Genomic DNA, 26,485 nt, shown 5'->3' with positions numbered 1-26,485 from the left:
TTGAAAGAGGTGAAATACAATGCGTGTAAAATGCGTATTATGCGATACGATCGAAGTAATTGAAAATGAATGCTCACTTGCAAAAAAATTAAGAAACCGTCCCATACACACGTTCATGTGCGAATCTTGCAGAGAACGCATAACGCGAAAAACCGCGGAGCGTGAAGCTACAGGTAATTTCACATTATATCGAAGTCCGGATACAAACAATGATTGGTAATAACATAAGGATTTTTTCATGGATTTTATTTGGTACCATTGCCGGCATACTGCTGGCTTGTTTTTTTTACATTCTAGAAGTGCTTTTTGAAATCAAACTTTACACATTTCTATTAAATATTGATTTCCTGCCTCTTCCCGATTCCGTTCTCTATAATGAGCCTTTTCAGTTTGTCCTTCATATCATCATTGCGATCTTCCTTATCGCTTTTGTAGATGTTATTTGCAAAGTTTATAGTCATCCTTATCAGATCTCTTTGATCATCAACGGAATCATGTCTTTCACGTTCTTCCCTCTTTACTACTTAGCTGTTGAAAAACCATTTTCAGCCCCACTAACGTTACCTTTTCTCATTTGGCTGATCGGCCATATACTCTTTGCGATCATCATTGCTTTTTTCGTTAAACGATTGAACAAAAAAAGGAGTACTGATTAATCAGTACTCCTCGTTAAATCTTGGTTCACTTTGAATTCCTTCGTATAAAGCATCGATGCTGTCGATAAAAAACTTTTCAGTGTTTTCTTTGCCGTTCACATCATACATTACGATGTAAAACGGACCTGAAGTCGTTACTGCAGAAATGTTCACATGATGATCTTCTGTAAGGATCTCAGTGAAAAATTCAAAAGTCTCCTTAGCTGCTAGATCATGGGGTCTTTCTTCATGTACTTTTTTAATGCTCAACCAATTAGATAGAGCGTCAACAAGCTGCATAACGAACCCCCTATCAGCTTTTTTCTTTCTTGCTCTGATGAAGCCGGACTTTATAGATGATCAAAATGAGTGCAGCCACCATTAACCCTTCAGCGACCGGCAAACCGATACCGAAAAATGCTAGTGGCAAACATCCGATAATCAAAAACAAATAGATCACTACCGCTTTTAACGGCGGTAGTTTTTTTGCAAATCCCAACTTAAAAACAATGATGCTTAACACTGTTATGATGAGATATAACAGCAGAAAAGCTCTGACAGGGTCGTTCTCAATCCCTAGCAGCAATGCCATGGAGGACGAATCTTCCCCTGTCGCTTTCATGATTTCTTGTTCCTCCACGATTCCCACTCCCGATCGTTTTGTTAAGAAATACGTTTAGCCTTGAGCAAGTTTCTTTTTCTTTTCTACTCTTTCACGCTCGTTCTTATCAAGTACTTTCTTACGGAGACGGATGCTTTCAGGTGTTACTTCGCAATACTCGTCATCGTTCAAGTATTCTAATGCTTCTTCTAGTGACATGATACGAGGCTTCTTCATGCTTACTGTTTGGTCTTTGTTCGCAGAACGCATGTTAGTCATCTGCTTTACTTTTACGATGTTAACTGTAATGTCATTCTCACGAGTATGTTCCCCAACGATCATACCCATGTATACTTCTGTTCCTGGCTCAATAAAGATCGTACCACGGTCTTCAACACCCATGATTCCGTATTGAGAAGCTTTCCCGTTTTCCATTGAAACGAGTACACCTTGACGACGTCCACCAACATTTCCAGCAACCATTGGCTGATAGCTGTCGAACGTATGGTTTAAGATTCCGTAACCGCGTGTTTGTGTTAAGAACTCAGTTGTGTAACCGATCAAACCACGAGCAGGTACCATGAATTCAAGACGCACTTGCCCAGAACCATTGTTCACCATGTTCTTCATTTCACCTTTACGGTCTCCTAAAGATTCCATGATCGCACCTGTGTACTCTTCAGGAATGTCAATTTGTACATGTTCAACTGGCTCACATTTTACGCCATCGATTTCACGAACGATTACTTCAGGTTTTGATACTTGAAGTTCGAATCCTTCACGGCGAAGATTTTCAATCAAGATTGAAAGGTGAAGCTCTCCACGACCAGAAACTGTCCAAACATCCGGAGAATCCGTGTTTTCAACACGAAGACTTACGTCTGTTTCAAGCTCTGACATCAAGCGCTCTTCAATTTTACGGCTCGTTACATATTTACCTTCACGACCAGCGAAAGGTGAGTTGTTAACTAAGAAAGTCATCTTCAAAGTTGGCTCATCGATACGAAGAACAGGAAGCGCTTCTTCTTGACCTTCAGGACATACTGTTTCCCCAACGTTGATCTCTTCCATTCCAGAAACGGCGATCAAGTCTCCCGCTTTTGCTTCGTTGATCTCGATACGCTTTAATCCTAAGAAACCAAACAGCTTTGTAACACGGAACTTTTTAACTGATCCATCAAGTTTCATTAATGAAACGGCTTGACCTACTTTGATCGTTCCACGGAATACACGGCCAATACCGATACGTCCAAGGTAGTCGTTATAATCAAGCATCGTAACTTGGAACTGAAGTGGCTCAGCACTGTTATCTTCTGGTGCAGGAATCGTGTCAATAATCGTATCAAGAAGAGCTGTCATATCTTCATCTTGCTTGCTTGGGTCCATTGAAGCAGTCCCTTTAAGTGCAGATGCATAAACAACAGGGAATTCTAATTGATCTTCTTCAGCACCTAGTTCAATGAATAGATCGATTACTTCATCTACTACTTCTTCAGGGCGTGCAAAGTCACGGTCAATTTTGTTTACAACTACGATTGGCGTTAACTTTTGCTCAAGCGCTTTTTTTAGTACGAAACGCGTTTGCGGCATACAACCTTCATATGCATCTACAACAAGTAGAACACCATCAACCATTTTCATGATACGTTCTACTTCACCACCGAAATCGGCATGTCCTGGCGTGTCCATGATGTTAATGCGTTTCTCGTTATAGTTAATCGCTGTATTTTTAGCTAGAATTGTAATTCCGCGCTCACGTTCTAGAGCATTAGAATCCATAGCACGTTCATTAACTTGTTCATTGTCACGGAAAGTTCCTGACTGATGTAGCAATTTGTCCACCAATGTCGTTTTACCATGGTCAACGTGGGCAATAATTGCTATATTGCGTAAATCATCTCTTCTATTCAAATGTATTCTCTCCTTATATCCTATCTCTTTTTCTTATCATTTTTTGTTCAACTCGACTATTATATCACAAATTTACAGAAAGGCTTTTTCTTTTTATGTAAATTCGGTACACTTAATACAGTATAGACAAGTTTTTGGCTTTGGAGGTCATCATGAATATTATTTTCTTTTTTATAGCTCTATTGACGGCATTTGCAATTTGCGGCATCGGAGTAGCTATTGGTGAAAAAAACTGGCTGATCTTTCTTATATCGATCGTTTCTGTATTTTTACTTATGGGATATGGTTTTACTCTTAAAAAGAAGCAAAGAGAACGTTCCTAATCGAACGTTCTCTTTTTTGCGTCTTGTATTATATTAAGTGGTCTAATATTTCTTGATGCAATCCAGGCTTTGCAGCCAGAATACTATTTTGTTCGAGAAGCTGAACTGGTTCACCGTCCGTTCGGCTTACAATTCCACCAACCTCATTCAAAAGGATCAAACCCGCCGCAAAGTCCCACGGTGATAGTCGAAGTGTCATATATGCATCTAGTCTACCGGATGCAACATAAGCAAGTTCGATCGCTGCAGATCCGTATGAGCGAGTCCCTCTAGATTTTCTGATGATCTGTTGTACGTGCTCATGATTGATTCGTCTGTTCGGACCAGCCCAAGTTGCGTTAACACCAACAACTGATTCTGATAAAGTGACTTCCTCTAATTTCGGTAATTTCTTATCATTTAAATAAGCACCTTCACCATCTTTAGCAAAATAAAGGTTATTTGCTTCCACATCGTAGATCAATCCCAATTTTCCAATACCATTTTCATAAATTCCAACTGAGATCGCAAAGTTAGCTTGTTGGTGAATAAAGTTTGTCGTGCCATCGATCGGGTCGATAATCCAAATTACCCCTTTGGAGTTTCCTTTTATCTCATCTCCAAAACCTTCTTCTCCGAGTACTTTATGATCGGGGAAAGCTTGTTGAATCTTATTAATAAAAAATTTCTCAATACTCTTATCCATATCCGTAACTAAATCAGCGATATGAGATTTATATGTAATCGTTAATGTGCTCTGAAAAGAATCCTTTAAGAGCTGTGCGGCTTCAAGTGTCCATGTCTTTAAATGTTTCTCAATAACAATCATTTCTTCGTTCGTCATGTTTTCACTCCTTACCTTTCTTATAGTATAAGTCAAATTCATTCTCTTCACAAAAAAACGAACCATCCGTTCATGATGGATTCGTTTTTGTTATCCGCTATCAGCTTGGATCATGCTTCTAATCTCACGAGCTCCAGCCTTAATCGTTCGAGCTTACGCTTCGATTCGTTAATCTGTTTTTGATCTTTCGCTTTTAAAGCATCAAACAAAGTAGCTAGTTCATAATCGATCTCGAGCTTTAATACTGGAATTCTTCTTTCTGCATCCGTTCTTTTCAATGTGTTCATTACTTGTTTCATTTCACCGGCACATCCTTTCTTTTCTCGTTTTCTTCTTTTCTTTATTTTATGAAGTAGCCATGTATATGGAAACGGCACTTTGCGGAATCTAATGCAAACATTTTTTTATAAAGCTTTTCATATGTTAAAATTCTTTGTAGCACTTGATGATCAGGAGGATTTTTTTAATGACATTTAACGGATTCAATGATTCAGACTTTAAGGTTTTTCAAACGCAAGGTCTTGATGAGCGTATGCAGCAAATCATCAACCAGATTCGGCCAAAGCTTGAGGCCTTAGGAAATAAATATGCAGAAGAACTAACTGTTCTTACTGGAGAAGAGATGTTCTTTCATGTAGCTAAGCATGCAAGAAGAACGGTAAATCCTCCAAAGGATACTTGGGTAGCCTTTGCACCTAACAAAAGAGGATATAAGATGTTGCCACATTTTCAAATAGGACTTTGGGAAACACATGTATTCGTGTGGTTCGCGCTCATTTACGAAGCACCAATAAAGGATGCATACGGACAACTAATCCGTAAGAACTTAAATAAGATTAAGAAGAATATACCTAACGATTTCGTATGGTCTGATGATCATATGAAGCCTGTTAGTTACCCACATCGTGAGGTTAAAAAGGAACGTCTAGAAGAAATGGCAACCCGTCTTAGCACTGTAAAAAAAGCAGAATTACTTTGTGGCGTTCGTATTGAAAAAGATGAAGCTGCAAACATGAGTGTGAATGATTGGTACGACCGAATTGATGAGACGTTCAAAACGTTGTTACCTTTGTACGAGTTAAAGAAAAAGCTGTAAATAAAAAAGTGGCAGGAAGCAGAAGATTCGCTGCTTCTTACCACTAGTATATTGCCGTACAACAAAAATGTATGGGTAAGTATCATCATTGTTAGAAAAGTGTTAGAAAAGGTTGTTTAATTTTTGTTTAATGGCTTCGGCTTCATCATTTATCCTATTGAACAATTCTTCTATTGAAGGCACATCGTTAATCCTTCCAATAATTTGTCCAGCCCACCCAAATCCTTCTTCACTTTTTCCTTCATAAATAAATTTTTGGTTCGCTTCTCCACTAATGTAATCTTTTAAGTGATGAAATGTTCCACCCTTATTCTCTTCTTCTAAAATTTTGAGTGTAAAATCTGTTCGTAGCGTTCTGCCAGGTGCACCTAAAGTTCTTTTAATAACCACTGTATCTAATTCTGAACTTTCAACTACAAGTTGTTTATATAAGGGATGTGCATGAACACATTCTTCTGTAGCGATAAATCTTGTACCCATCTCAACCCCTTCTGCCCCTAGAGCCAGCGCTGCCATCAGTCCCCTCCCATCCCCTATTCCTCCTGAGGCAATTACTGGAATGGAAACATTCTCAACCACTTGTGGAACTAAGACAAAAGTTCCCGTATCATCTTTACCGATATGGCCCCCACCTTCTTGACCAACTGCCATTACAGCATCCGCGCCTAATTGCTCTGCTTTCATGGCTTGTCTGACGCTTGACACAAGTACTAATGTTTTAATATCTGTATCTCTTAAGCGATTTAAGACAGGTGCAGGATTTCCTCCTGTTATACTGATTACTTCGACCTCTTCTTCTATTGCAGCCTCAAGCATCTCTTCATATGGTCTTCCATGTTGTCCAATCGCAAAGTTAACTCCAAAAGGTTTAGATGTTAATTTTTTTGTCTTTTGAATTTCAGACTTTAACGCGTTTGAATCTGGTAATGACATGGCTGTAATCTGGCCTAACCCACCCGCATTAGAAACAGCTGAAGCAAGTTCAGAATATGCTAGATATGCGAGCCCTCCTTGAATAATTGGAAACTTTATATGTAATAGTTGTGTTAGTCTAGTGTTCAATTCATTTCCTCCTTGAAAATTAAATCATTTACTTACATCTTCATGCATTTTCTGTTATACTTCTTTTGTTTTATAAAAAGGTAAAAATCAATATAAGTTAACGATAGATGAGGTGTAGAATACATTGTCTCAACACGAAACTCCTTTATTTACTGGTTTGCGTGAACATGCAAACAAGAATCCCTTGCAGTTTCACATTCCGGGTCACAAAAAAGGGCAAGGAATGGATGAAGAATTTAAAGATTTTATTGGACCAAACGCATTATCAATTGACCTTATTAACATTACACCATTAGATGACTTGCATCATCCAAAAGGAATGATAAAAAAAGCACAAGCACTTGCTGCACAAGCTTTTGGTGCTGATCACACTTTCTTTTCTGTACAAGGAACTAGCGGTGCAATCATGACGATGATCATGTCTGTTGTGTCACCTGGAGATAAGATTCTTGTGCCGCGAAACGTGCATAAGTCAATCATGACAGCAATCGTCTTTTCAGGAGCAACTCCGATTTTTATCCATCCTGAGATCGATCCTGAACTTGGAATCTCACATGGCATTACACCAGATAGTGTAGAAAAAGCCTTAAATCAACATCCTGACACAAAAGCGGTCCTAGTGATTAACCCGACTTATTTTGGTTTTGCAGCTGACTTAAAAGGAATCGTTGATATTGCTCATCGATTCGACGTACCTGTACTTGTAGATGAGGCACATGGTGTTTTAATCCACTTTCATGATCACATGCCGTTATCTGCGATGCAAGCTGGAGCAGACATGGCAGCAACGAGTGTTCATAAGCTCGGTGGGTCACTGACAGGAAGTTCTATTCTTAATGTAAGAGAAGGACTTGTATCACCAGAACGCGTGCAAACCATTCTTAGTATGATGACTACGACATCTACATCCTATATCCTTCTTGCATCGTTGGATGCTGCTCGTCGCCGTCTTGCTACTGAAGGGTATACACTGATTGAAAAAACAATCCGACTTGCTAATGAAACACGAGCAAAGATTAATGATATTCCAAATTTATATTGTGTAGGGGAAGAAAAGCTTGGCACATCAGCAACATTTGATTACGACCCATCCAAGCTTTTAATCTCAGTAAAAGACCTTGGCATCACAGGCTATGAAGCTGAAACATGGCTTCGTCAAAACTTCAATATTGAGGTAGAGTTGTCTGATTTGTACAACATACTATGTTTGATCACAACAGCCGATCATGAAAAAGATACAATGGCTCTTGTTCAAGCGTTATCTCAACTTTCTGATGAGTTAAGTCATTCAAAGAATGAAGAGGTCAAATCAATACCTGTACATGTTCCAGATATTCCTGTTCTCGCCCTATCACCACGTGATGCTTTTTATGCAAATACAGAGAGTGTACCGTTTGAAGAATCTGCTGGCAGAATCATCGCAGAGTTCGTAATGGTCTACCCTCCAGGAATTCCAATATTTATTCCTGGTGAAATTATCACTAAGGAAAACTTGGAATATATTAAAGAAAACCTTGAAGCTGGTCTACCCGTTCAAGGTCCAGAAAATGCAGATTTGAAGTACCTGAAAGTTATCCAAGAACAAGTGGCTATTCGATAATTATCCACAAAAAAGAAGACCATGAGAGGTCTTCTTTTTTGTTACTTATCTAAATTCGTTTGCTCATGGCAATGTGGGCATTTGTTTGAATACAAAGTGGTCACTTTTTCCTCTTCAAAATGTTCAATTGTTGTTTCACACGTTTGGCAAATGATTACTCCCATTCGTTCCATCTCCCTTCACATTTTGAAAGCGCTTACGATTATATCTTTATAATATTATGTCACATTTAATTTGTCAACACATTTAGTATAACACATTAAAAAAATATGCTGATTAATCATACTGCTCAATAGTATGAATATTTGGCACAGCTTCTTCAAAGAAAAGTGCAAGATCCTCAGCTTCTTTAAGCGTTTTAATATGAAAGACTTGCTTGATATATTCTAAATTACGCATATCATTTGAATCTAATAAAGCTGATCTTCCTGTTTGCATACATACTACTAATGGCTTGCCAAAAAACATATTCGTATAAACAATGCCAAAATCATACCTGACTGTATCTGTAGTAAAACCTACAAACCTGACATTAACGGATTCACTCTCGTCATACAATTTTTCAAACCATTCCATGTTACCCCTCCTCGTATGATTACCTCGTTCATCGATCGGGTCGTCTGATTACTGAAATTAAATAAGCTATACTAATAGAAGTGTCATTGAATGTAAGAGTAATTCCCTTTTTTAAGAAGTTTCAAACTCAATTTGTCAAAATCTTCTTAAAATATGATATACTATTTATATGTGTAGATGACGATAAAAATTACAAATTGGAGTGGATCTCATGCCTCAAAGTGCCTATGTTAAGCTTGTTCCAGCATCTGAAAAACAAGTGATTTCAATAGATGAACTAAAGGACCTGCTGCTGTATTATCGTTCCATCACGACTAAAACAGGTGAACAATTATCATGGGGCTATGCTGATGCAGCATTTCCTTACACGATTGAAGAAAAGGAAGAGGCTGAAGGAAAATGGTTTTATTTAAAAGGATTAGATCAAAGAAAAAATAAATATATTTTAGTTGGTATTGGAACGGAAAGTGAAGCTGATGCAGACCAAGAAAAACAAAAACAATACATACAATTTACCCTAACCGATATTTCAACTCACGGTGATAAAGGCAAGGCCAATGAGTTCTGCAAGTTTATCGCTTCAAAACTAAAAGGTGAGCTTCATCTTTTTAATGGAAGAGTGATGTATTATTATCCGAAGAAATAATCAGAAAAACTCTCTATGTTCGCTGCCTTTTCGTTATTTTATGTTAAGTCAGCCTATAAGCGCTTTACCCGTAATATAAATGATGGTCAACGATAGCGTCATGTTCAGTGCAATAGATTTATTTAGATGCAGACGTTGAGCAACTAAAAAATTAAAATAACCAAACATAAACAATAATATCGTCTCGTAAAAACTATGGTCGTGATGTGAGAGAAATAATACGATTGAATAACCGCACCACATAATCATTTGAATTAACGTACACAAGAAAACTCTCATTACATCCTCCATTTAAATCTTTTATAATCTTTATGATAAAGAACAGTTGAGTAAAGTTTTCAGACAAGTGCTTTTAAATAAAGATTATGATGCATTTACTTATATATGATTGAACAGAAAAAATCCCCCTTGTGAGCTGTAAACAGTCACAAGGGGGATTCATTTGTTTATTTATTTTACAATGTGTACAGGAAGTCCGATTGCAACTTCAGCTGCTTCCATAGAAATTTCTCCGAAAGTCGGATGAGCGTGAATAGTCATAGCGATGTCTTCAGCAGTCATACCCGCTTCGATTGCCAATCCTAGTTCTGCGATCATATCAGATGCATTTCCACCAGCAATTTGAGCTCCTAGTACAAGTCCATCTTCTTTACGAGTGATCAGTTTCATGAAACCATCTGTCTCGTTCATAGATAGAGCACGACCATTAGCTGCGAATGGGAATTTAGATGCTTTAACATCAAATCCTGCTTCTTTAGCAGATTTCTCGTCGTAACCAACTGTAGCAAGTTCAGGATCTGTGAACACTACAGCCGGGATAGCCATGTAATCGATTTCTGCAGCATGTCCTGAGATTACTTCCGCTGCTACTTTACCTTCGTAAGAAGCTTTGTGAGCAAGCGCTGGACCTTCAACTACATCACCGATTGCATAGATACCGCTAACGTTTGTTTGAGCTTTTTTGTTGATTTTGATCAGACCGCGTTCAGTCATTTCAACACCAACTTGCTCAAGACCAAGTTCTTCTGTATTAGGGCGACGGCCTACAGTAACAAGAACATAGTCAGCTTCAAATGTCTTAGACTCACCTTTGATTTCAGCTGTTACAGTAACTCCGTCTTTTGTTTCTTCAACGCCTTTAGCCATTGCTTCAGTAAATACTTCTACGTTGCCTTTTTTCTTTAAGCGTTTTGAAACGACTTGGCTCATTTGCTTTTCAAAACCAGGAAGGATTTGTTTGCTTCCTTCAAGGATTGTTACTTCAGTACCGAAGTTCGCATAAGCTGTTCCAAGCTCCATACCGATATAACCGCCACCGATAACTACCATCTTCTTAGGAATTTCTTTAAGAGCAAGAGCTCCTGTAGAAGAGATAATACGGTCACTCCATTTGAAACCTGGGATTTCAATAGGACGTGAACCAGTAGCGATGATCGCATTTTTGAACGTGTATGTTTGAGAGTTCTTCTCATCCATGATACGAACAGTGTTTTCATTTACGAAATAAGCTTCACCACGAATGATTTCAACTTTATTTCCTTTTAAAAGTCCTTCTACTCCGCCAGTAAGCTTCTTAACGATGCCTGCTTTCCAGTCTTGAACTTTGCTGAAATCCACTGTTACGTTATCAACAGTAATCCCCATATCTTCAGAGTGATTAGCATGTTCTACACGGTGACCTGCATTAATTAAAGCTTTTGATGGAATACAACCAACGTTCAAACAAACGCCGCCCATTTCTGCCTTTTCCGCAATAGCCACTTTTTGTCCTAATTGTGCTGCACGAATTGCTGCAACATATCCCCCAGGACCTGAACCTATGACAAGTGTGTCTAACTCAATTGGAAAATCTCCTACTACCATCGAATTACGCCTCCATTACTAATAGTTGTGGATCGTTCAATAAACGCTTAATGTGATTCAATGCATTTTGAGCTGTTGCACCATCGATCAGACGGTGGTCAAAGCTAAGAGATAGAGCTAAAACAGGAGCTACAACTACTTCTCCGTCTTTAACAACTGCTTTTTCAGCAATACGGCCGATACCTAAGATCGCAACTTCTGGGTGGTTGATTACTGGTGTGAACCATTGACCGCCTGCAGAACCGATATTCGTAATCGTACAAGATCCGCCCTTCATCTCTTCACCAGAAAGCTTACCATCACGTGCTTTAGTAGCTAACTCATTGATTTCAGAAGAGATTTTGAAGATAGATTTACGATCCGCTTCTTTTACAACTGGTACCATTAGACCGTTATCTGTATCTGCCGCAATACCGATGTTGTAATAGTGCTTGTACACGATTTCTTCGTTTGCATCGTCAATTGATGCATTAAGCACAGGGTATTCACGTAGTGCAGATGTTAATGCTTTCACCACGTATGGAAGATAAGTAAGCTTGATGCCTTTGTCTGCAGCAACTTGCTTAAATTTCTTACGGTGTGCAACAAGATCAGTAACGTCCACTTCATCCATTAGTGTAACATGCGGAGCTGTATGTTTGGAGTTAACCATCGCTTTTGAGATCGCTTTTCTAATTCCTTTGATCTTTTCACGAGTTTCCATTTCTCCTGCTGGAATAGCTTTAGGCGCTTCTTTCTTCGCTTCAGCTTTTGGAGCTGCTTCAGCATCAGTCGCTTGTGGTGCTGCTTCAGCTGCTCCGCCGCCACTTACGAATTTGTCGATATCTTCTTTTAGTACACGTCCGTTATCGCCAGAACCTTGTACTTTACGAATATCAACTTCTTTTTCACGAGCATATTTACGAACAGAAGGCATTGCAATAACTCGCTTAGATTCGTCTGCTGGTTCTTCTTTTGCTGTATCTTCAGTTTTATCTGTTTTAGCTTCTGATTTGTCAGCTTCTTTAGCTTGTTCAGCAGTCACATTCTTTTCTTCTTCAGCTTTAGGCTGTTCTGGAGCTTCTTCACTGCTGCCATGTGCATCAGCAGGAATTTCACCTTCTGCTTCGATTGTTACTAGAACATCACCAACAACAGATACTGTTCCTTCATCTACTTTTAATTCAAGAATTTTACCGTCTACAGGTGATGGAATTTCAACTACAGCTTTATCGTTTTGTACTTCAAGCAGGATATCGTCTTCTTTAACTTCGTCCCCTGCTTTTACAAACCACTTTACAATTTCACCTTCGTGAATTCCTTCTCCAATATCGGGAAGCTTAAATTCAAATGCCACGATTAACGCCTCCTATTTTATAACAATCTTTTTCGTCACTGATGTGAAAGAGCTGAAAGAAACAGTCTAGTACAGACGTCTCTTTCAGCTAACATTCATTTTTTTAGAAATTGTAGACTTTCTTTGCTTTATCTACAATATCACGATGATCTGGAATCCAAACATCTTCTGCAGAAGCGTATGGGAACACTGTGTCTGGTGCAGTAACACGCAGTACAGGTGCTTCTAAGTGAAGGATTGCACGGTCGTTGATTTCAGCTACAACGAACGCTCCAATACCAGCTTGCTTCTGTGCTTCTTGCACCACAATCGCTCGTCCTGTTTTTTCAACAGACGCCATGATTGTTTCGATATCAAGCGGGCTGATTGTACGAAGGTCGATAACTTCAGCAGAGATGCCTTCTTTTTCTAATTCTTCAGCAGCTTTTAATGATGCGTGAACCATAGCACCGTAAGTAATGATAGATACATCTTTACCTTCACGCTTCACATCTGCTTTCCCAAGTTCGATCGTGTATTCTTCCTCTGGCACTTCGCCACGGAAAGAACGGTATAATTTCATATGTTCTAGATAAACTACTGGATCATTATCACGAATTGCAGAGATTAATAGACCTTTCGCGTCATATGGAGTTGAAGGAATAACTACTTTGATACCAGGAGTTTGGTACATTAACCCTTCAAGGCTGTCTGCATGAAGCTCCGGTGTTTTAACGCCTCCACCAAATGGTGAACGGATTGTTACTGGAGAAGTGTAAACCCCACCTGAACGGTATCTCATACGACCCATTTGTGCAGCAACTGAATCAAAAACTTCAAAAACAAAACCGAAGAACTGAATCTCCATTACTGGACGGAAACCTGTAAGCCCAAGACCTATTGCAAGTCCCCCAATTCCAGACTCAGCTAGCGGAGTATCAAAAACGCGGTCTTCGCCAAATTCTTTTTGAAGCCCTTCAGTAGCACGGAAAACACCACCGTTTTGACCTACGTCTTCACCGAAAACAAGAACTTGTTCATTGTTTTTTAATTCATTGCGCATAGCGTCTGTAATTGCTTGAATCATAGTCATTTGAGCCATATTATTTCGACTCCTTTGCTGTGTATTCTTCTAACTGCTCACGAAGGTTGAACGGAAGATCCTCAAACATGAATCCAATAAGGTCAGTAACCTTTTGCTTAGGTGCTCCGTCAGCTTTCTTGATGGCAGCTTTAATATCTTCTTTTGCTTCTTCTACCACTTTATTTTCTTGCTCTTCAGACCAAAGGTTCTTCTTTTCCAAGAACTTACGGAAACGAACAAGTGGATCTTTCTTTTCCCATTCATTATCAAGATCTTTTGTACGGTAACGAGTAGGGTCATCTCCTGCCATCGTATGCGGCCCATAACGATAAGTAAGAGTTTCAATCAATGTAGGACCTTCACCAGAAACTGCACGCTCACGAGCTTGTTGAGTCGCTGCATAAACTGCAAGAACATCCATACCATCAACTTGAATACCTTCAATACCAGCTGCAACCGCTTTTTGAGCGATCGTTTTTGCTGCAGATTGCTTCTCAACTGGAACTGAGATCGCAAAACGGTTGTTTTGTACAACAAAGATCGTATTCGCACGATAAGCTCCTGCAAAGTTCAATCCTTCATAGAAGTCACCTTGTGAAGCTCCACCGTCACCAGTGTAAGTGATACATACGTTCTTTTTACCTTGTTTCTTAAGTCCGAAACCAACACCAGCAGCTTGGATAATTTGAGCTCCGATGATGATTTGTGGCATTAGTACGTTAACGCCTTCAGGAATCTGTCCACCTTGGAAATGTCCACGAGACCATAAGAATGCTTGAGTTAATGGGAAACCGTGGAAAACCATTTGAGGGATATCACGGTATCCTGGAAGAATCCAATCTTCTTTATCTAATGCATAATGTGTTCCTAGCATTGAAGCTTCTTGTCCTGCTACTGGAGCATAGAAACCAAGACGCCCTTGTCTGTTTAGAGAGATTGCACGCTGATCCCAAATACGAGTGTAAACCATGCGGCGCATTAGTTCTTGCAGATCTTCATCAGACAAATTCGGCATTGCCGATTCGTTAACAACCTCTCCGTCTTCAGAAAGAATCTGGAACGTTTCAAATTGATCTTGAACTGCATCAATTGTTTTCGTCATGAAAAGTCACCTCTTCCTTTCTTTTACCCTGTCAATTTTTCCTGATCTTAAAAACATGCACATATTTAACAGGTTGCCCAAAGTGATACATTTTTAAGACAGGTTTATATTTTTAAAAGGCTTTTAGGTATGCCTTTGTATACCCATTGAAGTTTTCCCTTGTATCAAAGAGCTAAACCATCTTACGGCATCCTAACTGTATTACTATTTTACATAACTAGAGTAACACAACAATCCTTTTCACGTAAATTAGTTTACACCACTGCTCATACACAGTCAATCTATAGGTTGTATATAGTTGAATCATCTTTTAAACTTCATTCATCTAACGATTAATAACGCTCGTTTACATAACTGTTTCATATTATTTCTTCTGCTGTATCAGTCTTTCCAAGCTTTAATAGATACGCTTACAAAATAAGGTTCAAATAGAATATAGAACAAAATATTTTATTCCCGTTCTTTTTTATTAAAAATCCTCTATGTTATGATAAGAGGAAATTAAATTAACTTTAAAGTATATCGGCACGGAGGTTTTGCTTGTGTTAACGATGAAAGATGTTATAAGAGAGGGTCACCCAACACTTAGACAAAAAGCAGTTGAAGTACCTTATCCATTTTCAGATGAAGATATTAAAATAGCTAATCAGCTTCTTGAATTTGTAAAGAACAGCCAAGATCCAGAAATTGCGGCAAAATACAATTTAAGACCCGGAATTGGAATAGCTGCTCCTCAAATTGGAATCTCAAAACGAATTTTTGCTTTTCATGTATCAGATGAAAACGGAAATTTATACAGTTATGCACTGTTAAATCCAAAGATTGTCAGTCATTCGGTTCAGATGACCTATCTAGACGGTGGAGAAGGATGCTTGTCTGTAGACAGAGAAGTACCTGGACTTGTACCTCGATATGCAAAGGTTACTGTAAAAGGGTTCACACCTGATGGCTCAGAGGTTAACATAAAATTAAAAGGACTTCCTGGTATTTGTTTTCAACATGAACTTGATCATTTAGACGGTATCATGTTCTATGACCGAATCAATGAAAAACAACCTTTTGAACCACCTGCAAATTCTGTTGTTATAAGATAGGCGATAAATAGAAAAACTCACTAAGTTGGAATACCGGCTTAGTGAGTTTTTTTGAATTTTCAGGCCGTTCTGTCGTGTTCTAAATTCAAATCGTTCTTTTTCTTCCCTCTCTTACCCGTTAAATAGACTCCCGCAAAAATAAGCAGCAAGCCCCAAAATGCACTTGGATGGATTCTCTCGTCTAACAAGACGCTTCCCCACATGAAGGCTGATACAGGAACTAAGTACGTAACAAGAGTAGCAAACTCGGCTGAACCTGCAGAAATCATAAAATAATAAAGCAAGTATGCTATACCTGAACCAAAGACTCCAAGACCGATAATAGAAAGTAAAACATTGTAGTTAAGAGGATCTTCAGGTAATTTCCACCCCTCCGTCAATAACATCATAAATGCACTTAAAAGCAAACCCGCAAAAAGTGTAGAAGAAGCAGTGACCCAAACGGTTGTATCCTGCAGGTGTTTTTTTGCGTATTGCGAACTGTATCCATAACAACACGTAGCTGCTAGCATCAAAATAATTCCTAAGCCCAGCTGATTCTTGGTCAATCCAGGAGCATCAATATCCATTAACAATAGAATACCAACAAAACCGACAATTACCCCTGTCCATTGTTTCCATTGTAGTGTAATGGAGAAAAAGAATACACCCATCATCGACGTCCAGATCGGAGTGGTCGCATTCAATATAGCCGTATACCCGCTATCTAAGAAAGTTTCACTCCAAGCAATCAGCCCCCAAGGAAGACCAGCATTCAAAAAGCCAACGAGAAGCAACTTCTTCACGGGAAGTGTTTTCCAATCAACTTTTTGTCTACTAATTAAGAACAAAGGAACGATCGTAATTATTCCTACCAAACAACGAATAAAAACAATTTGCCAAGGATCGAATATGCCAAGTAAGACCTTTATAAATAAAAAAGACATTCCCCATATTAAACTTAAAACGAAAAGCGCTGAATATAATTTCATCAAATTAACCTCCACAGATTTAAAAAACAGCAATAAAAAATGTAACAATTTCCCTCTAAAAATATCTATTCAACTAGACATACTAGTAATAAAAAGTGTCATGGAGGGTAATAAATGAAGATGAGAACGCGCTTATTAAAGAAACTTAGGAAATGGGTAAGACAACAAAATAATAACGGAAAACTAATTCTTAACTAAGTTAAGTTTTCCTCTTAACTAAGGTAATTATATAGGATATTCTCTATAGCTTAACAGTTATTATTTTTATATTTTTGTGGTTTTCCAATGATGCATTATGAAAAAACATGAAAAACATGTCACTTTCCTTTATAATAGGACGAAGAAACTCAAAAACTACAGACCGGTAAGGAGACATGAAATATGATTTTTAAAGTATTTTTTCAAACTAGCTTAACAGAGGTTCCTGTTCGTGAACACACTAAAACAGTTTACGTAGAAGCGGAAACAATTAACGACGTACGTAAAAAGCTGGCTGACCGCAAATATAACATTGAGTACATACAAGAAATTAACGGTAAATTTCTTGAGTATGAAAAAGACACGAATTCATTGGAATTGGAGAATGTATAATTTATGAAATTTGTAAAAAATCATCAAGCCGCCGTTTTCGCACTTGGCGGTTTAGGAGAAATCGGTAAAAATACGTATGCCGTTCAATTTCAAGATGAGATCATCCTTATTGATGCAGGAATTAAATTTCCAGAAGATGAACTTTTAGGAATTGATTACGTAATTCCAGATTATACGTACCTTGTTAAGAATGAAGACAAAATTAAAGGGTTATTTATCACTCATGGACACGAAGATCATATTGGAGGTATTCCTTATCTTTTAAGACAAGTGAACATCCCGATTTATGGTGGTAAACTCGCCCTTGCTCTGATCAAGAACAAGCTTGAAGAACACGGTTTGCTTCGCCGTGCACAGTTACATGAAATTACTGAGGATGACGTTATTAAATTCCGTAAAACATCTGTAAGTTTCTTTAGAACAACGCACAGTATTCCAGATTCTTATGGACTTGTAGTGAAAACGCCACCAGGAAACATTGTTCATACAGGTGACTTTAAATTCGATTTCACGCCTGTCGGCGAACCTGCAAACTTAACGAAAATGGCTGAGATCGGAAAAGAAGGTGTACTCTGCTTACTTTCTGATTCAACAAATAGTGAAGTTCCTGGGTTTACACTATCTGAAAGACGCGTCGGAGAAAGCATTCAAGACATCTTCAGAAAAATGGAAGGCCGAGTGATCTTTGCTACTTTTGCTTCAAACATTCATAGATTGCAGCAAGTTGTTGAAGCTTCTGTTGCAAACAATAGAAAAATTGCGGTGTTTGGCCGTAGTATGGATTCAGCTATTACCGTTGGACAAGAGCTCGGATTTATTAAAGCGCCTAAAAATACATTTGTTGATGCAAATCAGATCAACCGTCTGCCTGATAACCAAGTTACGATCTTATGTACAGGTAGCCAAGGTGAACCAATGGCTGCTCTCTCAAGAATCGCAAACGGAACACACAGACAGATTCAAATCATCCCTGGAGATACGGTTGTCTTTTCATCCTCACCTATTCCAGGAAATGCTCTAAGCGTTAGTAAGACGATTAACCAATTGTTCCGTGCAGGTGCAGAAGTGATTCATGGATCTTTAAACGATATCCATACTTCGGGTCATGGTGGACAACAAGAACAAAAGCTTATGTTACGTCTTATGAAGCCTAAGTTCTTTATGCCGATTCATGGTGAATATAGAATGCTTAAGATGCACACAAAGCTTGCTTCTGATTGTGATGTTCCTTCTCAGAATTCATTTGTAATGGATAATGGCGAAGTTTTAGCTCTTTCACACAATGAAGCGATGGTAGCTGGGAAGATTCCTTCTGGTTCTGTTTATGTAGACGGAAGTGGAATTGGTGATATCGGGAACATCGTACTTCGAGATCGAAAAATTCTCTCAGAAGAAGGTCTTGTGGTTGTTGTCGTAAGTATGGACATGAAAGAGTTTAAAATTGAAGCAGGGCCTGATATCATTTCAAGAGGTTTTGTCTATATGCGTGAGTCTGGAGACTTGATTCACGATGCTCAAAGTCTACTTAGCAAACACTTAGAAACGATCATGAACGAAAAGAGAACCACACAGTGGTCTGAGATCAAAAATGAAATCACCGATACATTGGCTCCTTTCTTGTATGAAAAAACTAAGAGACGTCCAATGATCCTTCCTATCATCATGGAAATTTAGTTTTCAAAATAAAAACCGTTCCCTATTTAAGGGTAACGGTTTTTTTATTCTTCATTAGCCATTTGTTTTTCTAAGCGATTAATATCCTTATCTCCACCGATTACAATCAATACATCTCCTTGATGAATAGACTGATCAGCTTGCGGGGAAACGAAGATGTCTTTCCCTCTTTTAACAGCTACAACGTTACAACCATACTTTGCGCGAATATCGAGTTCGATCAAAGACTTATTGTTCATCTTCTTAGTTGCTACCAACTCAACGATGCTATGTTCATCGGATAATTCCAAATAATCAAGAACGTTGTTTGATACGATTTGATGAGCAATTCTAACACCCATATCTCGCTCCGGGTGAATGATTTTATCTGCTCCGATCTTTCTTAGTACCTTTTCATGGTAATCATTTTGAGCTTTAACCGTAATCTTTTCTACACCCATCTCTTTTAGAATAAGTGTAGTAAGAATGGACGATTGAAGGTTGTCACCAATAGCGACCACCACATGCTGAAAATTTCGTATACCAAGACTTTTCAATACACCTTCATCTGTAGAATCTGCAATTACAGCATGCGTAACAACGTTTGAAAACTCATTCACACGATCTTCATCAATATCAATCGCTAGAACTTCCATTCCTTGATCGGCCAGTGCTTTACACATACTACCGCCAAAACGACCTAGTCCGATTACAGCATATTGCTTTTTCAAAGTGCCTCACTCCAATCTCTCGCGGTATAGCCTTATTTTACCACATTTTTTGAAAATCAATATCTACCTAGTACCTCTTATGTAAAAAATATAGAATATGTTCACGTTTCATTACTCATTACAAAAATAACCCAAGAACAAAGTCTTGGGTTATGAAATATAAACGATATGATGATTAAAGAGTCTTTTGACCAGGCTTCCAGTTAGCTGGGCAAAGTCCACCTGTTTGAAGTGCTTGTAGTACACGTAATGTTTCATCAACATCACGGCCAATGTTGTTATGGTTAACAACAGAGTACATTAATTCACCCTCTGGAGAGATGATGAATAATCCGCGAAGAGCAATACCTTCTTCTTCGATTAGAACACCATAGTCACGAGCTACAGAGTGGTTAGTATCAGCTGCTAGAGAATATTTTAACTCACCAAGACCATTCATGTCACGTGGCGTGTTGATCCAAGCTTTGTGAGTGTGGATTGTATCTGTAGAAACACCAATTACATCAGCATCTAAATCTTCGAACTCGTCAAAACGGTCGCTAAGTGATGTAATTTCTGTAGGACATACGAAAGTGAAGTCCATTGGATAGAAGAAAAGAACAGTCCACTTATCATTCTTCATGTTTTCTTCTAAGCTAACTTTTCCAAATTCTTTGTTTGGTAATACTGCATCCATTTCAAATCTAGGTGCTTGTTTTGCTACCATACGTTCTGCCATAGGTGAAAATCCCTCCAAAAAAACTGTTTTATTTACATGGGTTATTATAGTACAGTCCTTATTTTTAGTCAATGTTAAATAATAATTAATTTAAATAAGGAAAGGTGTTCCCACGTCTTAATTTCTCCTTAATCATAGCAACTTAAACTATAAATGTGAAATTATCCGCTCATTCTAGACACTTTTCATTCTCAATAAAGAGTTTACATTGAGGATTCCCTGGGAACTCTTTATCCTAAGGAGGAATAAATATGCCGTATGATTCGCTAAAAGATCTACCTGAGGGGGTAAGAGAGCACCTTCCCCATCACGGTCAAGAAATTTATAAAGAGGCTTTTAATTCTGCACTAGAAGAGTACAAAGAAGAAGAAACAGCCCACAAGGTGGCATGGAGCGCAGTTAAACACAAATACGAAAAAACAGAAAATGGACAATGGAAAAGCAAAGACTCCTGATTATTGTTTCAGGAGTCTTTACTTGCATCATTGTTCTCTTTTTCTGATATTTTTTCAATCCCGATTTTTTTTATTTGTTTGCCATCCAGTTCTAAAATGGTAAAACGATAACTCTCATAGTTGAATGAATGTTGAGTTTCTAAATCAACAGACCTTGTTAGAACCCATCCCCCTATTGTATCGATCTCACTGTTATCAATATCTAGTGCGAATAATTCATTGATTTGTGAGATGAGTACTTTTCCATCCACAACTGTTTGATTTTGATCAACTTGTTGAATCTCCGGCTCTTCATCAATATCAAATTCATCTCTGATCTCCCCTACGATTTCTTCCAAGATATCTTCAACCGTAACAATCCCTGCTGTACCTCCATACTCGTCTACGAGCACCGCCATATGTGTCTGATCTTTTTGCATTTTGACCAAGAGTTTTTGAATTGGGATTGATTCATGGACGGTAATAATGGGGCGAATATAATCATTAAGATTAAAATTTTCTTTACTGAAGTTTTCGTTAAAGAACTCCTTAATGTTTACGATACCAACGATATGATCCTTATCATCATGGCCAACAGGATATCTTGTGAACTTTTCTTCCCGCATGATCGCCATGTTCTGTTCACACGTATTCTCTAAGAATAAACAGACCATTTCAGTTCGAGGAATCATGATTTCTTTTGCTACACGGTCATCAAATTCAAAAATTCTGTTCACATACCGGTATTCTGATTGGTTGATCTCTCCACCCTGTAAACTTTCTGAAAGAATGAGACGTAACTCTTCTTCCGTATGTACGACCTCATGTTCGCTAGCCGGGCTAATACCAAAGATTCTTGTCAAAAGATTCGCCGAACCATTTAGTAAAAAGATGAAAGGATACATGACTTTATAAAACAGAATAATTGGTTTTGCTGTAGCCAACGAGACCATTTCAGCTTTTTGGATCGCGACAGTTTTAGGTGCTAATTCACCTAAAACTACGTGTAAAAAGGTAATTAAGAAAAAGGCGATTGAAAATGAGAGAGTATGAGTAAGTCCTTCATTCAATCCAGCATTTTCAAATAACGGCCTTAAAAAAATCTCAACAGTCGGCTCACCCAACCAACCTAGACCTAGAGCGGTAATGGTTATCCCTAACTGACAAGCAGACAGATAACCGTCTAGATTTCCGATAACTTTTTGTGCGGCAATCGCTTTACTATTCCCTTCGGAAGCTAAATGGTCAATTCGCGTCCTCCGTACTTTTACAATGGCAAATTCAGTGACTACGAAAAATGCAGTTAATACGATAAGTAAAATAATCATGATTACATTAAAGATTGGCATATGGACCTCCCCATCTGCTGCAGAACAACATATTTTTTTATGATTGGTGAAATAATTCCCTGTTAAAACGTGCGTTAAACAGAATTAAAGGGGCAGCATGGCTGTCCCCAGGAGTGTTATGATTGTAATCTGCTCTCAACAGCCTGACATACTTCATCTGCTGACATACCATGAGCGTTCAATACAGAACCTTGTGTTACTGCATTTTGAATGCCCATAACGTTTTGATCCTGTCCGGAAATTACACAGCAATCACAGCCGTTTGCGTCTTGTTCTTGACGAAGCTCTACAACATCATGTCCCTTTGATCGCAAAGCATCTGAAACATTTGATAACGATTGTTCTACACCAATTCTAGCCATATTCCCACCTCCTTACCTTACTTAATGTTTCCAACTAATATTGGGAATATGTAATGAACAATGAAGTGTTGCTGTTGAGACGCATATGTCGATATATGGCGTCACGTGTCGACTCGCGGATAAATCATAAAAACTTTTGGATTGAGTACCGAAACTTGTGGATTGCGTATTAAAACTTTTGGATTGACGGTTAAAATTTCTGGATTGGAGGTTGAGTGTCATTAGGAGACTGAAACTAGAGAAAAGAGCAAAAAAAAACGGCCGAACTTGGCCGCTTTTCTATTTTCTATTCCCTTTGAAGATAAAATATTGAACTAACAGATCTACAGCATGTTGAATCGCTTCTTCTTGCGGCTTTAATTTTGAATGATGAAGACCGTACGGAGTATCAACTCCTAGCCAGAACATGAACCCCGGAATTTTCTCTAAGAAATATCCGTAGTCTTCCCCTGTCATAGCTTCTTTACATTCAAATACATTAACAGTCCCTTGCTGTTCAGCAAATTCCATGAATTCTCTAGTTAAGGTCGGTTCGTTATCTACTTGACGATAGTTCGAACCATAATCAATTAACGTCTCACAATCAAAACTGCAAGAAATGCCTTCGACTAAAGCTTCGATCCGCTTTTTAACCTTATCCATCGCTTCTGGTGATAAAGTTCGAATGGTGCCTTCAAGTCTTGCTTTTTCGGCGATAATATTTTGCTTCGTACCACCTGTAATCTTACCGATTGTAACTACAGCTGAATCCAGTGGATCAATATTACGTGCAACGATCGACTGCATCTGTGTTACCAGATGGCTTGCTGCAACTACCATATCATTGCTTAAATGAGGATAAGCAGCATGGCCGCCTTTTCCGATCATATCGATGAAAAGTTCGGATGTATTTGCAAATAACAAACCTTCTTTTACAGCAATCGTGCCGACCGGATATTCCGGAGCAATGTGGAGTGCTGTGATCATGTCAGGTTTCAGCTGTTGAAACAGCTCACTCTCTCGCATCGGGAGAGCTCCACCTGGTCCTTCTTCAGCAGGCTGAAAGATAAATAACAGATGGTCATCTAAAGGGTTCTGTGCAAAATGGGACAATAATCCGATCGCGATTGTCATATGAAGATCATGACCACAAGCATGCATCATTCCTTCGTGAAGAGATGAAAATTCGTAGCCTGTTTCTTCACTGATAGGTAATCCATCCATATCTGTTCGATAAGCTATCGTTTTCATTGGATTTCTTCCGATTACTTTCACAAAGATGCCCGTTTCCCACGTATGAATTTCTAAATGATTTTGAGGAAAAGTGGAGATGAGATCCAGGATATATCTTTGAGTTTTAAACTCTAAAAATCCTGGCTCCGGTATACGGTGCAAGTCTTTTCTTATCTCAAGCAACGATTTCATCTTCTCTCATCCCCTACACTAAAATTAGTCGTTTAACTGACGAAGCTCTTGTCTGATTTCTGTTTTTGATTTTGTTTTTTCGTCGATTTTCTTTAGGACGCGAGCTGGAGTACCACCAACCACAGTGTATGGTTCTACGTCTTCGATCACAATCGCACCTGCAGCTACGACTGCACCCTTACCTACCGTAACGCCTTCAAGAACAACTGCGTTCGCTCCAATTACTACATCATCTTCTACAACAACTGGCTTTGCTGAAGGTGGTTCAATAACACCTGCTAGCACAGTTCCTGCACCAATGTGGCAGTTCTTTCCTACAGTAGCTCGTCCACCAAGTACTACGTTCATGTCGATCATCGTTCCTTCACCGATTACTGCTCCAATGTTAATAGAAGCACCCATCATGATTACGGCATTGTCACCGATCTCAACCTGGTCACGAATGATTGCACCTGGTTCAATACGAGCTTTGATGTTCTTCATATCTAACAATGGAATCGCTGAGTTGCGACGGTCATTTTCGATCACGAAGTCTTCAATGTTGCTTTCATTTGCTTTTAGAGCAGCTTCAATATCTTTCCACTCACCGAATAGGACAGCCGTGTTGCCTGAATGGAACACTTTCGTTTCTTTCCCAAAATCGATATTTTCAAGATTACCTTTTACATAAACTTTTACTGGTGTAGATTTTGTTGCGTTTTGGATAAATGAGATAATTTCGTTTGCATCCATCATTTTCATGTTTGTTAGTTCCTCCTTAAAAGTCATTCTGTATTGTATTAAACCACTAAATATAGAAAGATTCAAACGTTATTCATTCGTTAGTTTTAGAATCAAATCCATGAACGCATTCACTTGTTTGAGCTCCGATCCGGTACCGTGATGAATGAGCCAAGTATCTCGTTTAATGGCATTCCCTTTTTTATCTGTTAGTGGAATCTTATAAAAATCGTCCTCTGGCCGAAGACTGATTGAGGGCAGGATCGCATAACCAATTCCATTTAGAGCCATCTGTTTACACGTTTCAATCTGGTCAACAACGATCGTTTTTTGTGGTGTCGTTTTAAAATGAGTATGCCACCAATCTTGTATTTCTTGATAATAGGTTGAGTGACTCCTAAACTGAATAAATGGTTTAGTCGTGTCAGAAAGTTCGTCAAGTGATGAGATCGTCGTATCGACTAAATATAAGTGGTCTGACAAAATATGTTCTTTGCTGCCTCTCCACTCGGGGTTTCCTCTAACAATTCCAAGGTGGATCTTATCTTCGTAAAGGTGTTTAATGATTTCCGAACTCCAACCCGTTATTAGTGAAATATTTACATGAGGGTATAGATTCACATACTCTTTTAGCACATGAGGTAACCAATATTGACCTATGATAGAGGCCACCGCAAGCTTTAATGTGCCGTGAACATGCTCTGAGAGAGATTGAAGTTCTTCTTTTACAAGCTCCTCTTTTTGAAGCACTTCCGTAACAAAAGCTAGAATCTTTTCTCCTGAAGGTGTTAGATTCAATCCTTTTTGAGAACGAATAAAAATGATGGTTCCCCAATTGCTCTCAATCGTTTGAAGCCGCTGACTAAGAGCAGGTTGAGATACATATAGTCGCTCAGATGCTTTCCTCATGTTTAATTCTTCAGCAAGAACTTTTAATATACGAAACTCAGATAACTGCATTATTTCTCCTTTTAGCATTCATAAGTTTTTCTTATTGAAAATTATCTAATATATGTAATTTATTTTAAGTATACCTTAACATAGGATAGAAATGTAAAGAGAAAATGAAGGGATGTGAAAACACTGTATATCCTTATATTCGTCGGCTTTATAGCTACTTTTATCGGCACTCTTTCTGGAAGTGGGGGCATGATTAATTTTCCGATCATGTTATTGTTAGGTGTTCCCGTCCACTCTGCGATTGCAGCGAATAAATTTGCCAACATGTTCAGTTCTTTTTCCAGCTTTTTTGTTCTCTTACGAAAAAATGATACAAAGCTTACGCCTTACCTGATTTCAGGTGTCATCAGTCTGCTTGGAGGAATTGCAGGCGGCTTGACTGCTTCATCAATCTCTCGAGAAAATTTAACCATCATCGCTCTCTTCTTACTCACAGGTGCACTCTTCTTAACCTTTCTAAAAACAAAGAGAGAAACAAATCCTAATCATGAGATCAAACAGCTGCCTGTAAGTAAATATCCCTATCTTTTTGGTATCGGAGCTTACGATGGCTTATTTGGTCCAGGTCAGGGAACCTTACAGATGCAGCTTTTTTTGCGAAACGGCTTTACCTATATTCGCACTCTTTCGTTTACGCGATTTAATACGTTCTTAAGCTGCACTGGAGCTGTATTCACTTATTTGTGGGCTGGTCATTATCTGTGGAACGTAGCCATACCGCTGACGATTGGAAGCATCTGCGGAGCACAAGCTGCTGTAAAGCTTGCACCTCGTTTAAAAACAAAACAAGTTACAATCCTCATGAGGACTGTAACTGTTCTGCTTATTCTTCAATTAATGATTCAATGGAGGTAACAAAAT

At 38.6% G+C, this 26,485-nt stretch carries 32 protein-coding genes; 11 read left to right on the top strand and 21 right to left on the bottom strand.

Annotated elements, in window-relative coordinates:
• The first annotated feature begins 19 nt into the window (after positions 1-19).
• On the top strand, positions 20-220 hold the full coding sequence (locus I5J82_RS05055) for a YlaI family protein (protein ID WP_144701002.1): 201 nt from the start codon (positions 20-22) through the stop codon (positions 218-220).
• Positions 210-656, top strand: a complete 447-nt coding sequence (locus I5J82_RS05050; RefSeq protein WP_198766932.1) for a hypothetical protein — start codon at positions 210-212, stop codon at positions 654-656. Before I5J82_RS05055 ends, I5J82_RS05050 begins: the two co-directional genes overlap by 11 nt.
• On the opposite strand, the gene I5J82_RS05045 is transcribed toward I5J82_RS05050, so the two are convergent.
• The 3 genes from I5J82_RS05045 to typA all read right to left on the bottom strand — a co-directional run bounded on the left by I5J82_RS05045 (position 657) and on the right by typA (position 3,147).
• On the bottom strand, positions 657-935 hold the full coding sequence (locus I5J82_RS05045; RefSeq protein ID WP_144701006.1) for a hypothetical protein: 279 nt from the start codon (positions 933-935) through the stop codon (positions 657-659). It abuts the gene before it with no gap.
• A 13-nt stretch (positions 936-948) separates the two neighbouring features.
• Positions 949-1,227, bottom strand: coding sequence for a YlaH-like family protein (locus I5J82_RS05040; RefSeq protein ID WP_231607497.1), 279 nt, complete (start codon positions 1,225-1,227; stop codon positions 949-951).
• A gap of 84 nt (positions 1,228-1,311) precedes the next feature.
• A complete protein-coding gene (gene typA, locus I5J82_RS05035) occupies positions 1,312-3,147 on the bottom strand; it encodes a translational GTPase TypA (RefSeq protein WP_197194509.1) in 1,836 nt (611 codons plus the stop codon).
• A 152-nt stretch (positions 3,148-3,299) separates the two neighbouring features.
• On the opposite strand from typA, the gene I5J82_RS05030 reads away from it, so the two are divergent.
• Positions 3,300-3,470 (top strand): DUF5325 family protein, encoded by a 171-nt coding sequence (locus I5J82_RS05030; protein ID WP_186320538.1) that lies wholly within the window; start codon positions 3,300-3,302, stop codon positions 3,468-3,470.
• A 28-nt stretch (positions 3,471-3,498) separates the two neighbouring features.
• On the opposite strand, the gene I5J82_RS05025 is transcribed toward I5J82_RS05030, so the two are convergent.
• Positions 3,499-4,293, bottom strand: a complete 795-nt coding sequence (locus I5J82_RS05025; protein ID WP_198766931.1) for an inositol monophosphatase family protein — start codon at positions 4,291-4,293, stop codon at positions 3,499-3,501.
• Positions 4,294-4,403: 110 nt separating this feature from the next.
• Positions 4,404-4,592, bottom strand: a complete 189-nt coding sequence (locus I5J82_RS05020) for a hypothetical protein (protein WP_066393326.1) — start codon at positions 4,590-4,592, stop codon at positions 4,404-4,406.
• Positions 4,593-4,759: 167 nt separating this feature from the next.
• Here I5J82_RS05020 and I5J82_RS05015 point away from each other — a divergent pair, with 167 nt between their 5' ends.
• On the top strand, positions 4,760-5,389 hold the full coding sequence (locus I5J82_RS05015) for a YktB family protein (protein WP_198766930.1): 630 nt from the start codon (positions 4,760-4,762) through the stop codon (positions 5,387-5,389).
• Positions 5,390-5,491: 102 nt separating this feature from the next.
• On the opposite strand, the gene I5J82_RS05010 is transcribed toward I5J82_RS05015, so the two are convergent.
• Positions 5,492-6,451: an NAD(P)H-dependent flavin oxidoreductase gene (locus I5J82_RS05010; protein ID WP_198766929.1), complete on the bottom strand. Its 960-nt coding sequence runs from the start codon at positions 6,449-6,451 to the stop codon at positions 5,492-5,494.
• A gap of 124 nt (positions 6,452-6,575) precedes the next feature.
• On the opposite strand from I5J82_RS05010, the gene I5J82_RS05005 reads away from it, so the two are divergent.
• Positions 6,576-8,051, top strand: coding sequence for an aminotransferase class I/II-fold pyridoxal phosphate-dependent enzyme (locus I5J82_RS05005; RefSeq protein WP_198766928.1), 1,476 nt, complete (start codon positions 6,576-6,578; stop codon positions 8,049-8,051).
• 41 nt (positions 8,052-8,092) lie between these two features.
• On the opposite strand, the gene I5J82_RS05000 is transcribed toward I5J82_RS05005, so the two are convergent.
• Positions 8,093-8,215, bottom strand: a complete 123-nt coding sequence (locus tag I5J82_RS05000) for a GapA-binding peptide SR1P (RefSeq protein WP_198766927.1) — start codon at positions 8,213-8,215, stop codon at positions 8,093-8,095.
• 112 nt (positions 8,216-8,327) lie between these two features.
• Positions 8,328-8,627: a DUF3055 domain-containing protein gene (locus tag I5J82_RS04995; protein WP_197127608.1), complete on the bottom strand. Its 300-nt coding sequence runs from the start codon at positions 8,625-8,627 to the stop codon at positions 8,328-8,330.
• A 211-nt stretch (positions 8,628-8,838) separates the two neighbouring features.
• Between I5J82_RS04995 and I5J82_RS04990 the strand changes: the two genes are divergently transcribed.
• Positions 8,839-9,273, top strand: coding sequence for a DUF1885 family protein (locus I5J82_RS04990; protein ID WP_198766926.1), 435 nt, complete (start codon positions 8,839-8,841; stop codon positions 9,271-9,273).
• 48 nt (positions 9,274-9,321) lie between these two features.
• Here I5J82_RS04990 and I5J82_RS04985 read toward each other — a convergent pair whose 3' ends face one another.
• The 5 genes from I5J82_RS04985 to pdhA all read right to left on the bottom strand — a co-directional run bounded on the left by I5J82_RS04985 (position 9,322) and on the right by pdhA (position 14,637).
• Positions 9,322-9,552 (bottom strand): hypothetical protein, encoded by a 231-nt coding sequence (locus I5J82_RS04985; protein WP_198766925.1) that lies wholly within the window; start codon positions 9,550-9,552, stop codon positions 9,322-9,324.
• Positions 9,553-9,723: 171 nt separating this feature from the next.
• A complete protein-coding gene (gene lpdA / locus I5J82_RS04980; protein WP_137789788.1) occupies positions 9,724-11,136 on the bottom strand; it encodes a dihydrolipoyl dehydrogenase in 1,413 nt (470 codons plus the stop codon).
• Between the two features lie 4 nt (positions 11,137-11,140).
• Positions 11,141-12,472, bottom strand: a complete 1,332-nt coding sequence (locus I5J82_RS04975; protein WP_198766924.1) for a dihydrolipoamide acetyltransferase family protein — start codon at positions 12,470-12,472, stop codon at positions 11,141-11,143.
• A 103-nt stretch (positions 12,473-12,575) separates the two neighbouring features.
• Positions 12,576-13,553 (bottom strand): alpha-ketoacid dehydrogenase subunit beta, encoded by a 978-nt coding sequence (locus tag I5J82_RS04970; protein WP_066393282.1) that lies wholly within the window; start codon positions 13,551-13,553, stop codon positions 12,576-12,578.
• Between the two features lies 1 nt (position 13,554).
• On the bottom strand, positions 13,555-14,637 hold the full coding sequence (gene pdhA / locus I5J82_RS04965) for a pyruvate dehydrogenase (acetyl-transferring) E1 component subunit alpha (RefSeq protein WP_066393280.1): 1,083 nt from the start codon (positions 14,635-14,637) through the stop codon (positions 13,555-13,557).
• A gap of 542 nt (positions 14,638-15,179) precedes the next feature.
• Here pdhA and def point away from each other — a divergent pair.
• Positions 15,180-15,731 carry a peptide deformylase gene (gene def, locus I5J82_RS04960; protein WP_198766923.1) on the top strand — a complete coding sequence of 184 codons (552 nt, stop codon included), beginning with the start codon at positions 15,180-15,182 and terminating at the stop codon, positions 15,729-15,731.
• A gap of 59 nt (positions 15,732-15,790) precedes the next feature.
• On the opposite strand, the gene I5J82_RS04955 is transcribed toward def, so the two are convergent.
• Positions 15,791-16,702, bottom strand: a complete 912-nt coding sequence (locus I5J82_RS04955; RefSeq protein WP_233096413.1) for a DMT family transporter — start codon at positions 16,700-16,702, stop codon at positions 15,791-15,793.
• A 381-nt stretch (positions 16,703-17,083) separates the two neighbouring features.
• Here I5J82_RS04955 and I5J82_RS04950 point away from each other — a divergent pair, with 381 nt between their 5' ends.
• The gene (locus tag I5J82_RS04950) at positions 17,084-17,293 is read left to right on the top strand and encodes a DNA-dependent RNA polymerase subunit epsilon (protein WP_198766921.1); all 210 of its coding nucleotides are present in this window, start codon (positions 17,084-17,086) and stop codon (positions 17,291-17,293) included.
• 3 nt (positions 17,294-17,296) lie between these two features.
• The gene (gene rnjA / locus I5J82_RS04945; RefSeq protein WP_198766920.1) at positions 17,297-18,967 is read left to right on the top strand and encodes a ribonuclease J1; all 1,671 of its coding nucleotides are present in this window, start codon (positions 17,297-17,299) and stop codon (positions 18,965-18,967) included.
• Between the two features lie 44 nt (positions 18,968-19,011).
• On the opposite strand, the gene I5J82_RS04940 is transcribed toward rnjA, so the two are convergent.
• Both I5J82_RS04940 and I5J82_RS04935 read right to left on the bottom strand, forming a co-directional pair.
• Positions 19,012-19,677, bottom strand: coding sequence for a potassium channel family protein (locus I5J82_RS04940; protein ID WP_198766919.1), 666 nt, complete (start codon positions 19,675-19,677; stop codon positions 19,012-19,014).
• Between the two features lie 175 nt (positions 19,678-19,852).
• Positions 19,853-20,395: a peroxiredoxin gene (locus I5J82_RS04935; protein WP_198766918.1), complete on the bottom strand. Its 543-nt coding sequence runs from the start codon at positions 20,393-20,395 to the stop codon at positions 19,853-19,855.
• 251 nt (positions 20,396-20,646) lie between these two features.
• Here I5J82_RS04935 and I5J82_RS04930 point away from each other — a divergent pair, with 251 nt between their 5' ends.
• Positions 20,647-20,850 (top strand): ChaB family protein, encoded by a 204-nt coding sequence (locus tag I5J82_RS04930; RefSeq protein WP_198766917.1) that lies wholly within the window; start codon positions 20,647-20,649, stop codon positions 20,848-20,850.
• A gap of 8 nt (positions 20,851-20,858) precedes the next feature.
• On the opposite strand, the gene I5J82_RS04925 is transcribed toward I5J82_RS04930, so the two are convergent.
• The 5 genes from I5J82_RS04925 to ccpC form a co-directional block, all read right to left on the bottom strand.
• Positions 20,859-22,178 (bottom strand): hemolysin family protein, encoded by a 1,320-nt coding sequence (locus tag I5J82_RS04925; protein WP_198766916.1) that lies wholly within the window; start codon positions 22,176-22,178, stop codon positions 20,859-20,861.
• Between the two features lie 116 nt (positions 22,179-22,294).
• Positions 22,295-22,540 carry a YkuS family protein gene (locus tag I5J82_RS04920; protein WP_066393257.1) on the bottom strand — a complete coding sequence of 82 codons (246 nt, stop codon included), beginning with the start codon at positions 22,538-22,540 and terminating at the stop codon, positions 22,295-22,297.
• Between the two features lie 279 nt (positions 22,541-22,819).
• Entirely contained in the window at positions 22,820-23,944 is a 1,125-nt protein-coding gene (locus I5J82_RS04915) for an N-acetyldiaminopimelate deacetylase (RefSeq protein ID WP_198766915.1), read from the bottom strand.
• 24 nt (positions 23,945-23,968) lie between these two features.
• The gene (dapD, locus tag I5J82_RS04910) at positions 23,969-24,685 is read right to left on the bottom strand and encodes a 2,3,4,5-tetrahydropyridine-2,6-dicarboxylate N-acetyltransferase (RefSeq protein ID WP_198766914.1); all 717 of its coding nucleotides are present in this window, start codon (positions 24,683-24,685) and stop codon (positions 23,969-23,971) included.
• Between the two features lie 69 nt (positions 24,686-24,754).
• Positions 24,755-25,624 carry a transcriptional regulator CcpC gene (ccpC, locus tag I5J82_RS04905; RefSeq protein ID WP_198766913.1) on the bottom strand — a complete coding sequence of 290 codons (870 nt, stop codon included), beginning with the start codon at positions 25,622-25,624 and terminating at the stop codon, positions 24,755-24,757.
• Positions 25,625-25,738: 114 nt separating this feature from the next.
• Between ccpC and I5J82_RS04900 the strand changes: the two genes are divergently transcribed.
• Positions 25,739-26,479, top strand: a complete 741-nt coding sequence (locus I5J82_RS04900; protein ID WP_198766912.1) for a sulfite exporter TauE/SafE family protein — start codon at positions 25,739-25,741, stop codon at positions 26,477-26,479.
• Positions 26,480-26,485 lie beyond the last annotated feature (6 nt).

This window comes from Fictibacillus halophilus, assembly GCF_016401385.1.
GTDB classification, from domain to species: Bacteria; Bacillota; Bacilli; order Bacillales; family Fictibacillaceae; genus Fictibacillus; species Fictibacillus halophilus.
The sequence above is the reverse complement of the archived record's forward strand: the minus strand, read 5'-3'. Positions and strand labels throughout refer to the sequence as shown.

What these genes read in the sequence shown, in the direction of transcription:
- I5J82_RS05055 (WP_144701002.1), top strand. Translation starts at nt 20, where the DNA reads ATGCGTGTAAAATGCGTATTATGCGATACGATCGAAGTAATTGAAAAT.
- I5J82_RS05050 (WP_198766932.1), top strand. Translation starts at nt 210, where the DNA reads ATGATTGGTAATAACATAAGGATTTTTTCATGGATTTTATTTGGTACC.
- I5J82_RS05045 (WP_144701006.1), bottom strand. Translation starts at nt 935, where the DNA reads ATGCAGCTTGTTGACGCTCTATCTAATTGGTTGAGCATTAAAAAAGTA.
- I5J82_RS05040 (WP_231607497.1), bottom strand. Translation starts at nt 1,227, where the DNA reads ATGGCATTGCTGCTAGGGATTGAGAACGACCCTGTCAGAGCTTTTCTG.
- I5J82_RS05030 (WP_186320538.1), top strand. Translation starts at nt 3,300, where the DNA reads ATGAATATTATTTTCTTTTTTATAGCTCTATTGACGGCATTTGCAATT.
- I5J82_RS05025 (WP_198766931.1), bottom strand. Translation starts at nt 4,293, where the DNA reads ATGACGAACGAAGAAATGATTGTTATTGAGAAACATTTAAAGACATGG.
- I5J82_RS05020 (WP_066393326.1), bottom strand. Translation starts at nt 4,592, where the DNA reads ATGAAACAAGTAATGAACACATTGAAAAGAACGGATGCAGAAAGAAGA.
- I5J82_RS05015 (WP_198766930.1), top strand. Translation starts at nt 4,760, where the DNA reads ATGACATTTAACGGATTCAATGATTCAGACTTTAAGGTTTTTCAAACG.
- I5J82_RS05000 (WP_198766927.1), bottom strand. Translation starts at nt 8,215, where the DNA reads ATGGGAGTAATCATTTGCCAAACGTGTGAAACAACAATTGAACATTTT.
- I5J82_RS04995 (WP_197127608.1), bottom strand. Translation starts at nt 8,627, where the DNA reads ATGGAATGGTTTGAAAAATTGTATGACGAGAGTGAATCCGTTAATGTC.
- I5J82_RS04990 (WP_198766926.1), top strand. Translation starts at nt 8,839, where the DNA reads ATGCCTCAAAGTGCCTATGTTAAGCTTGTTCCAGCATCTGAAAAACAA.
- I5J82_RS04985 (WP_198766925.1), bottom strand. Translation starts at nt 9,552, where the DNA reads ATGAGAGTTTTCTTGTGTACGTTAATTCAAATGATTATGTGGTGCGGT.
- lpdA (WP_137789788.1), bottom strand. Translation starts at nt 11,136, where the DNA reads ATGGTAGTAGGAGATTTTCCAATTGAGTTAGACACACTTGTCATAGGT.
- I5J82_RS04970 (WP_066393282.1), bottom strand. Translation starts at nt 13,553, where the DNA reads ATGGCTCAAATGACTATGATTCAAGCAATTACAGACGCTATGCGCAAT.
- pdhA (WP_066393280.1), bottom strand. Translation starts at nt 14,637, where the DNA reads ATGACGAAAACAATTGATGCAGTTCAAGATCAATTTGAAACGTTCCAG.
- I5J82_RS04955 (WP_233096413.1), bottom strand. Translation starts at nt 16,702, where the DNA reads ATGAAATTATATTCAGCGCTTTTCGTTTTAAGTTTAATATGGGGAATG.
- I5J82_RS04950 (WP_198766921.1), top strand. Translation starts at nt 17,084, where the DNA reads ATGATTTTTAAAGTATTTTTTCAAACTAGCTTAACAGAGGTTCCTGTT.
- rnjA (WP_198766920.1), top strand. Translation starts at nt 17,297, where the DNA reads ATGAAATTTGTAAAAAATCATCAAGCCGCCGTTTTCGCACTTGGCGGT.
- I5J82_RS04935 (WP_198766918.1), bottom strand. Translation starts at nt 20,395, where the DNA reads ATGGCAGAACGTATGGTAGCAAAACAAGCACCTAGATTTGAAATGGAT.
- I5J82_RS04930 (WP_198766917.1), top strand. Translation starts at nt 20,647, where the DNA reads ATGCCGTATGATTCGCTAAAAGATCTACCTGAGGGGGTAAGAGAGCAC.
- I5J82_RS04925 (WP_198766916.1), bottom strand. Translation starts at nt 22,178, where the DNA reads ATGCCAATCTTTAATGTAATCATGATTATTTTACTTATCGTATTAACT.
- I5J82_RS04920 (WP_066393257.1), bottom strand. Translation starts at nt 22,540, where the DNA reads ATGGCTAGAATTGGTGTAGAACAATCGTTATCAAATGTTTCAGATGCT.
- I5J82_RS04915 (WP_198766915.1), bottom strand. Translation starts at nt 23,944, where the DNA reads ATGAAATCGTTGCTTGAGATAAGAAAAGACTTGCACCGTATACCGGAG.
- dapD (WP_198766914.1), bottom strand. Translation starts at nt 24,685, where the DNA reads ATGAAAATGATGGATGCAAACGAAATTATCTCATTTATCCAAAACGCA.
- ccpC (WP_198766913.1), bottom strand. Translation starts at nt 25,624, where the DNA reads ATGCAGTTATCTGAGTTTCGTATATTAAAAGTTCTTGCTGAAGAATTA.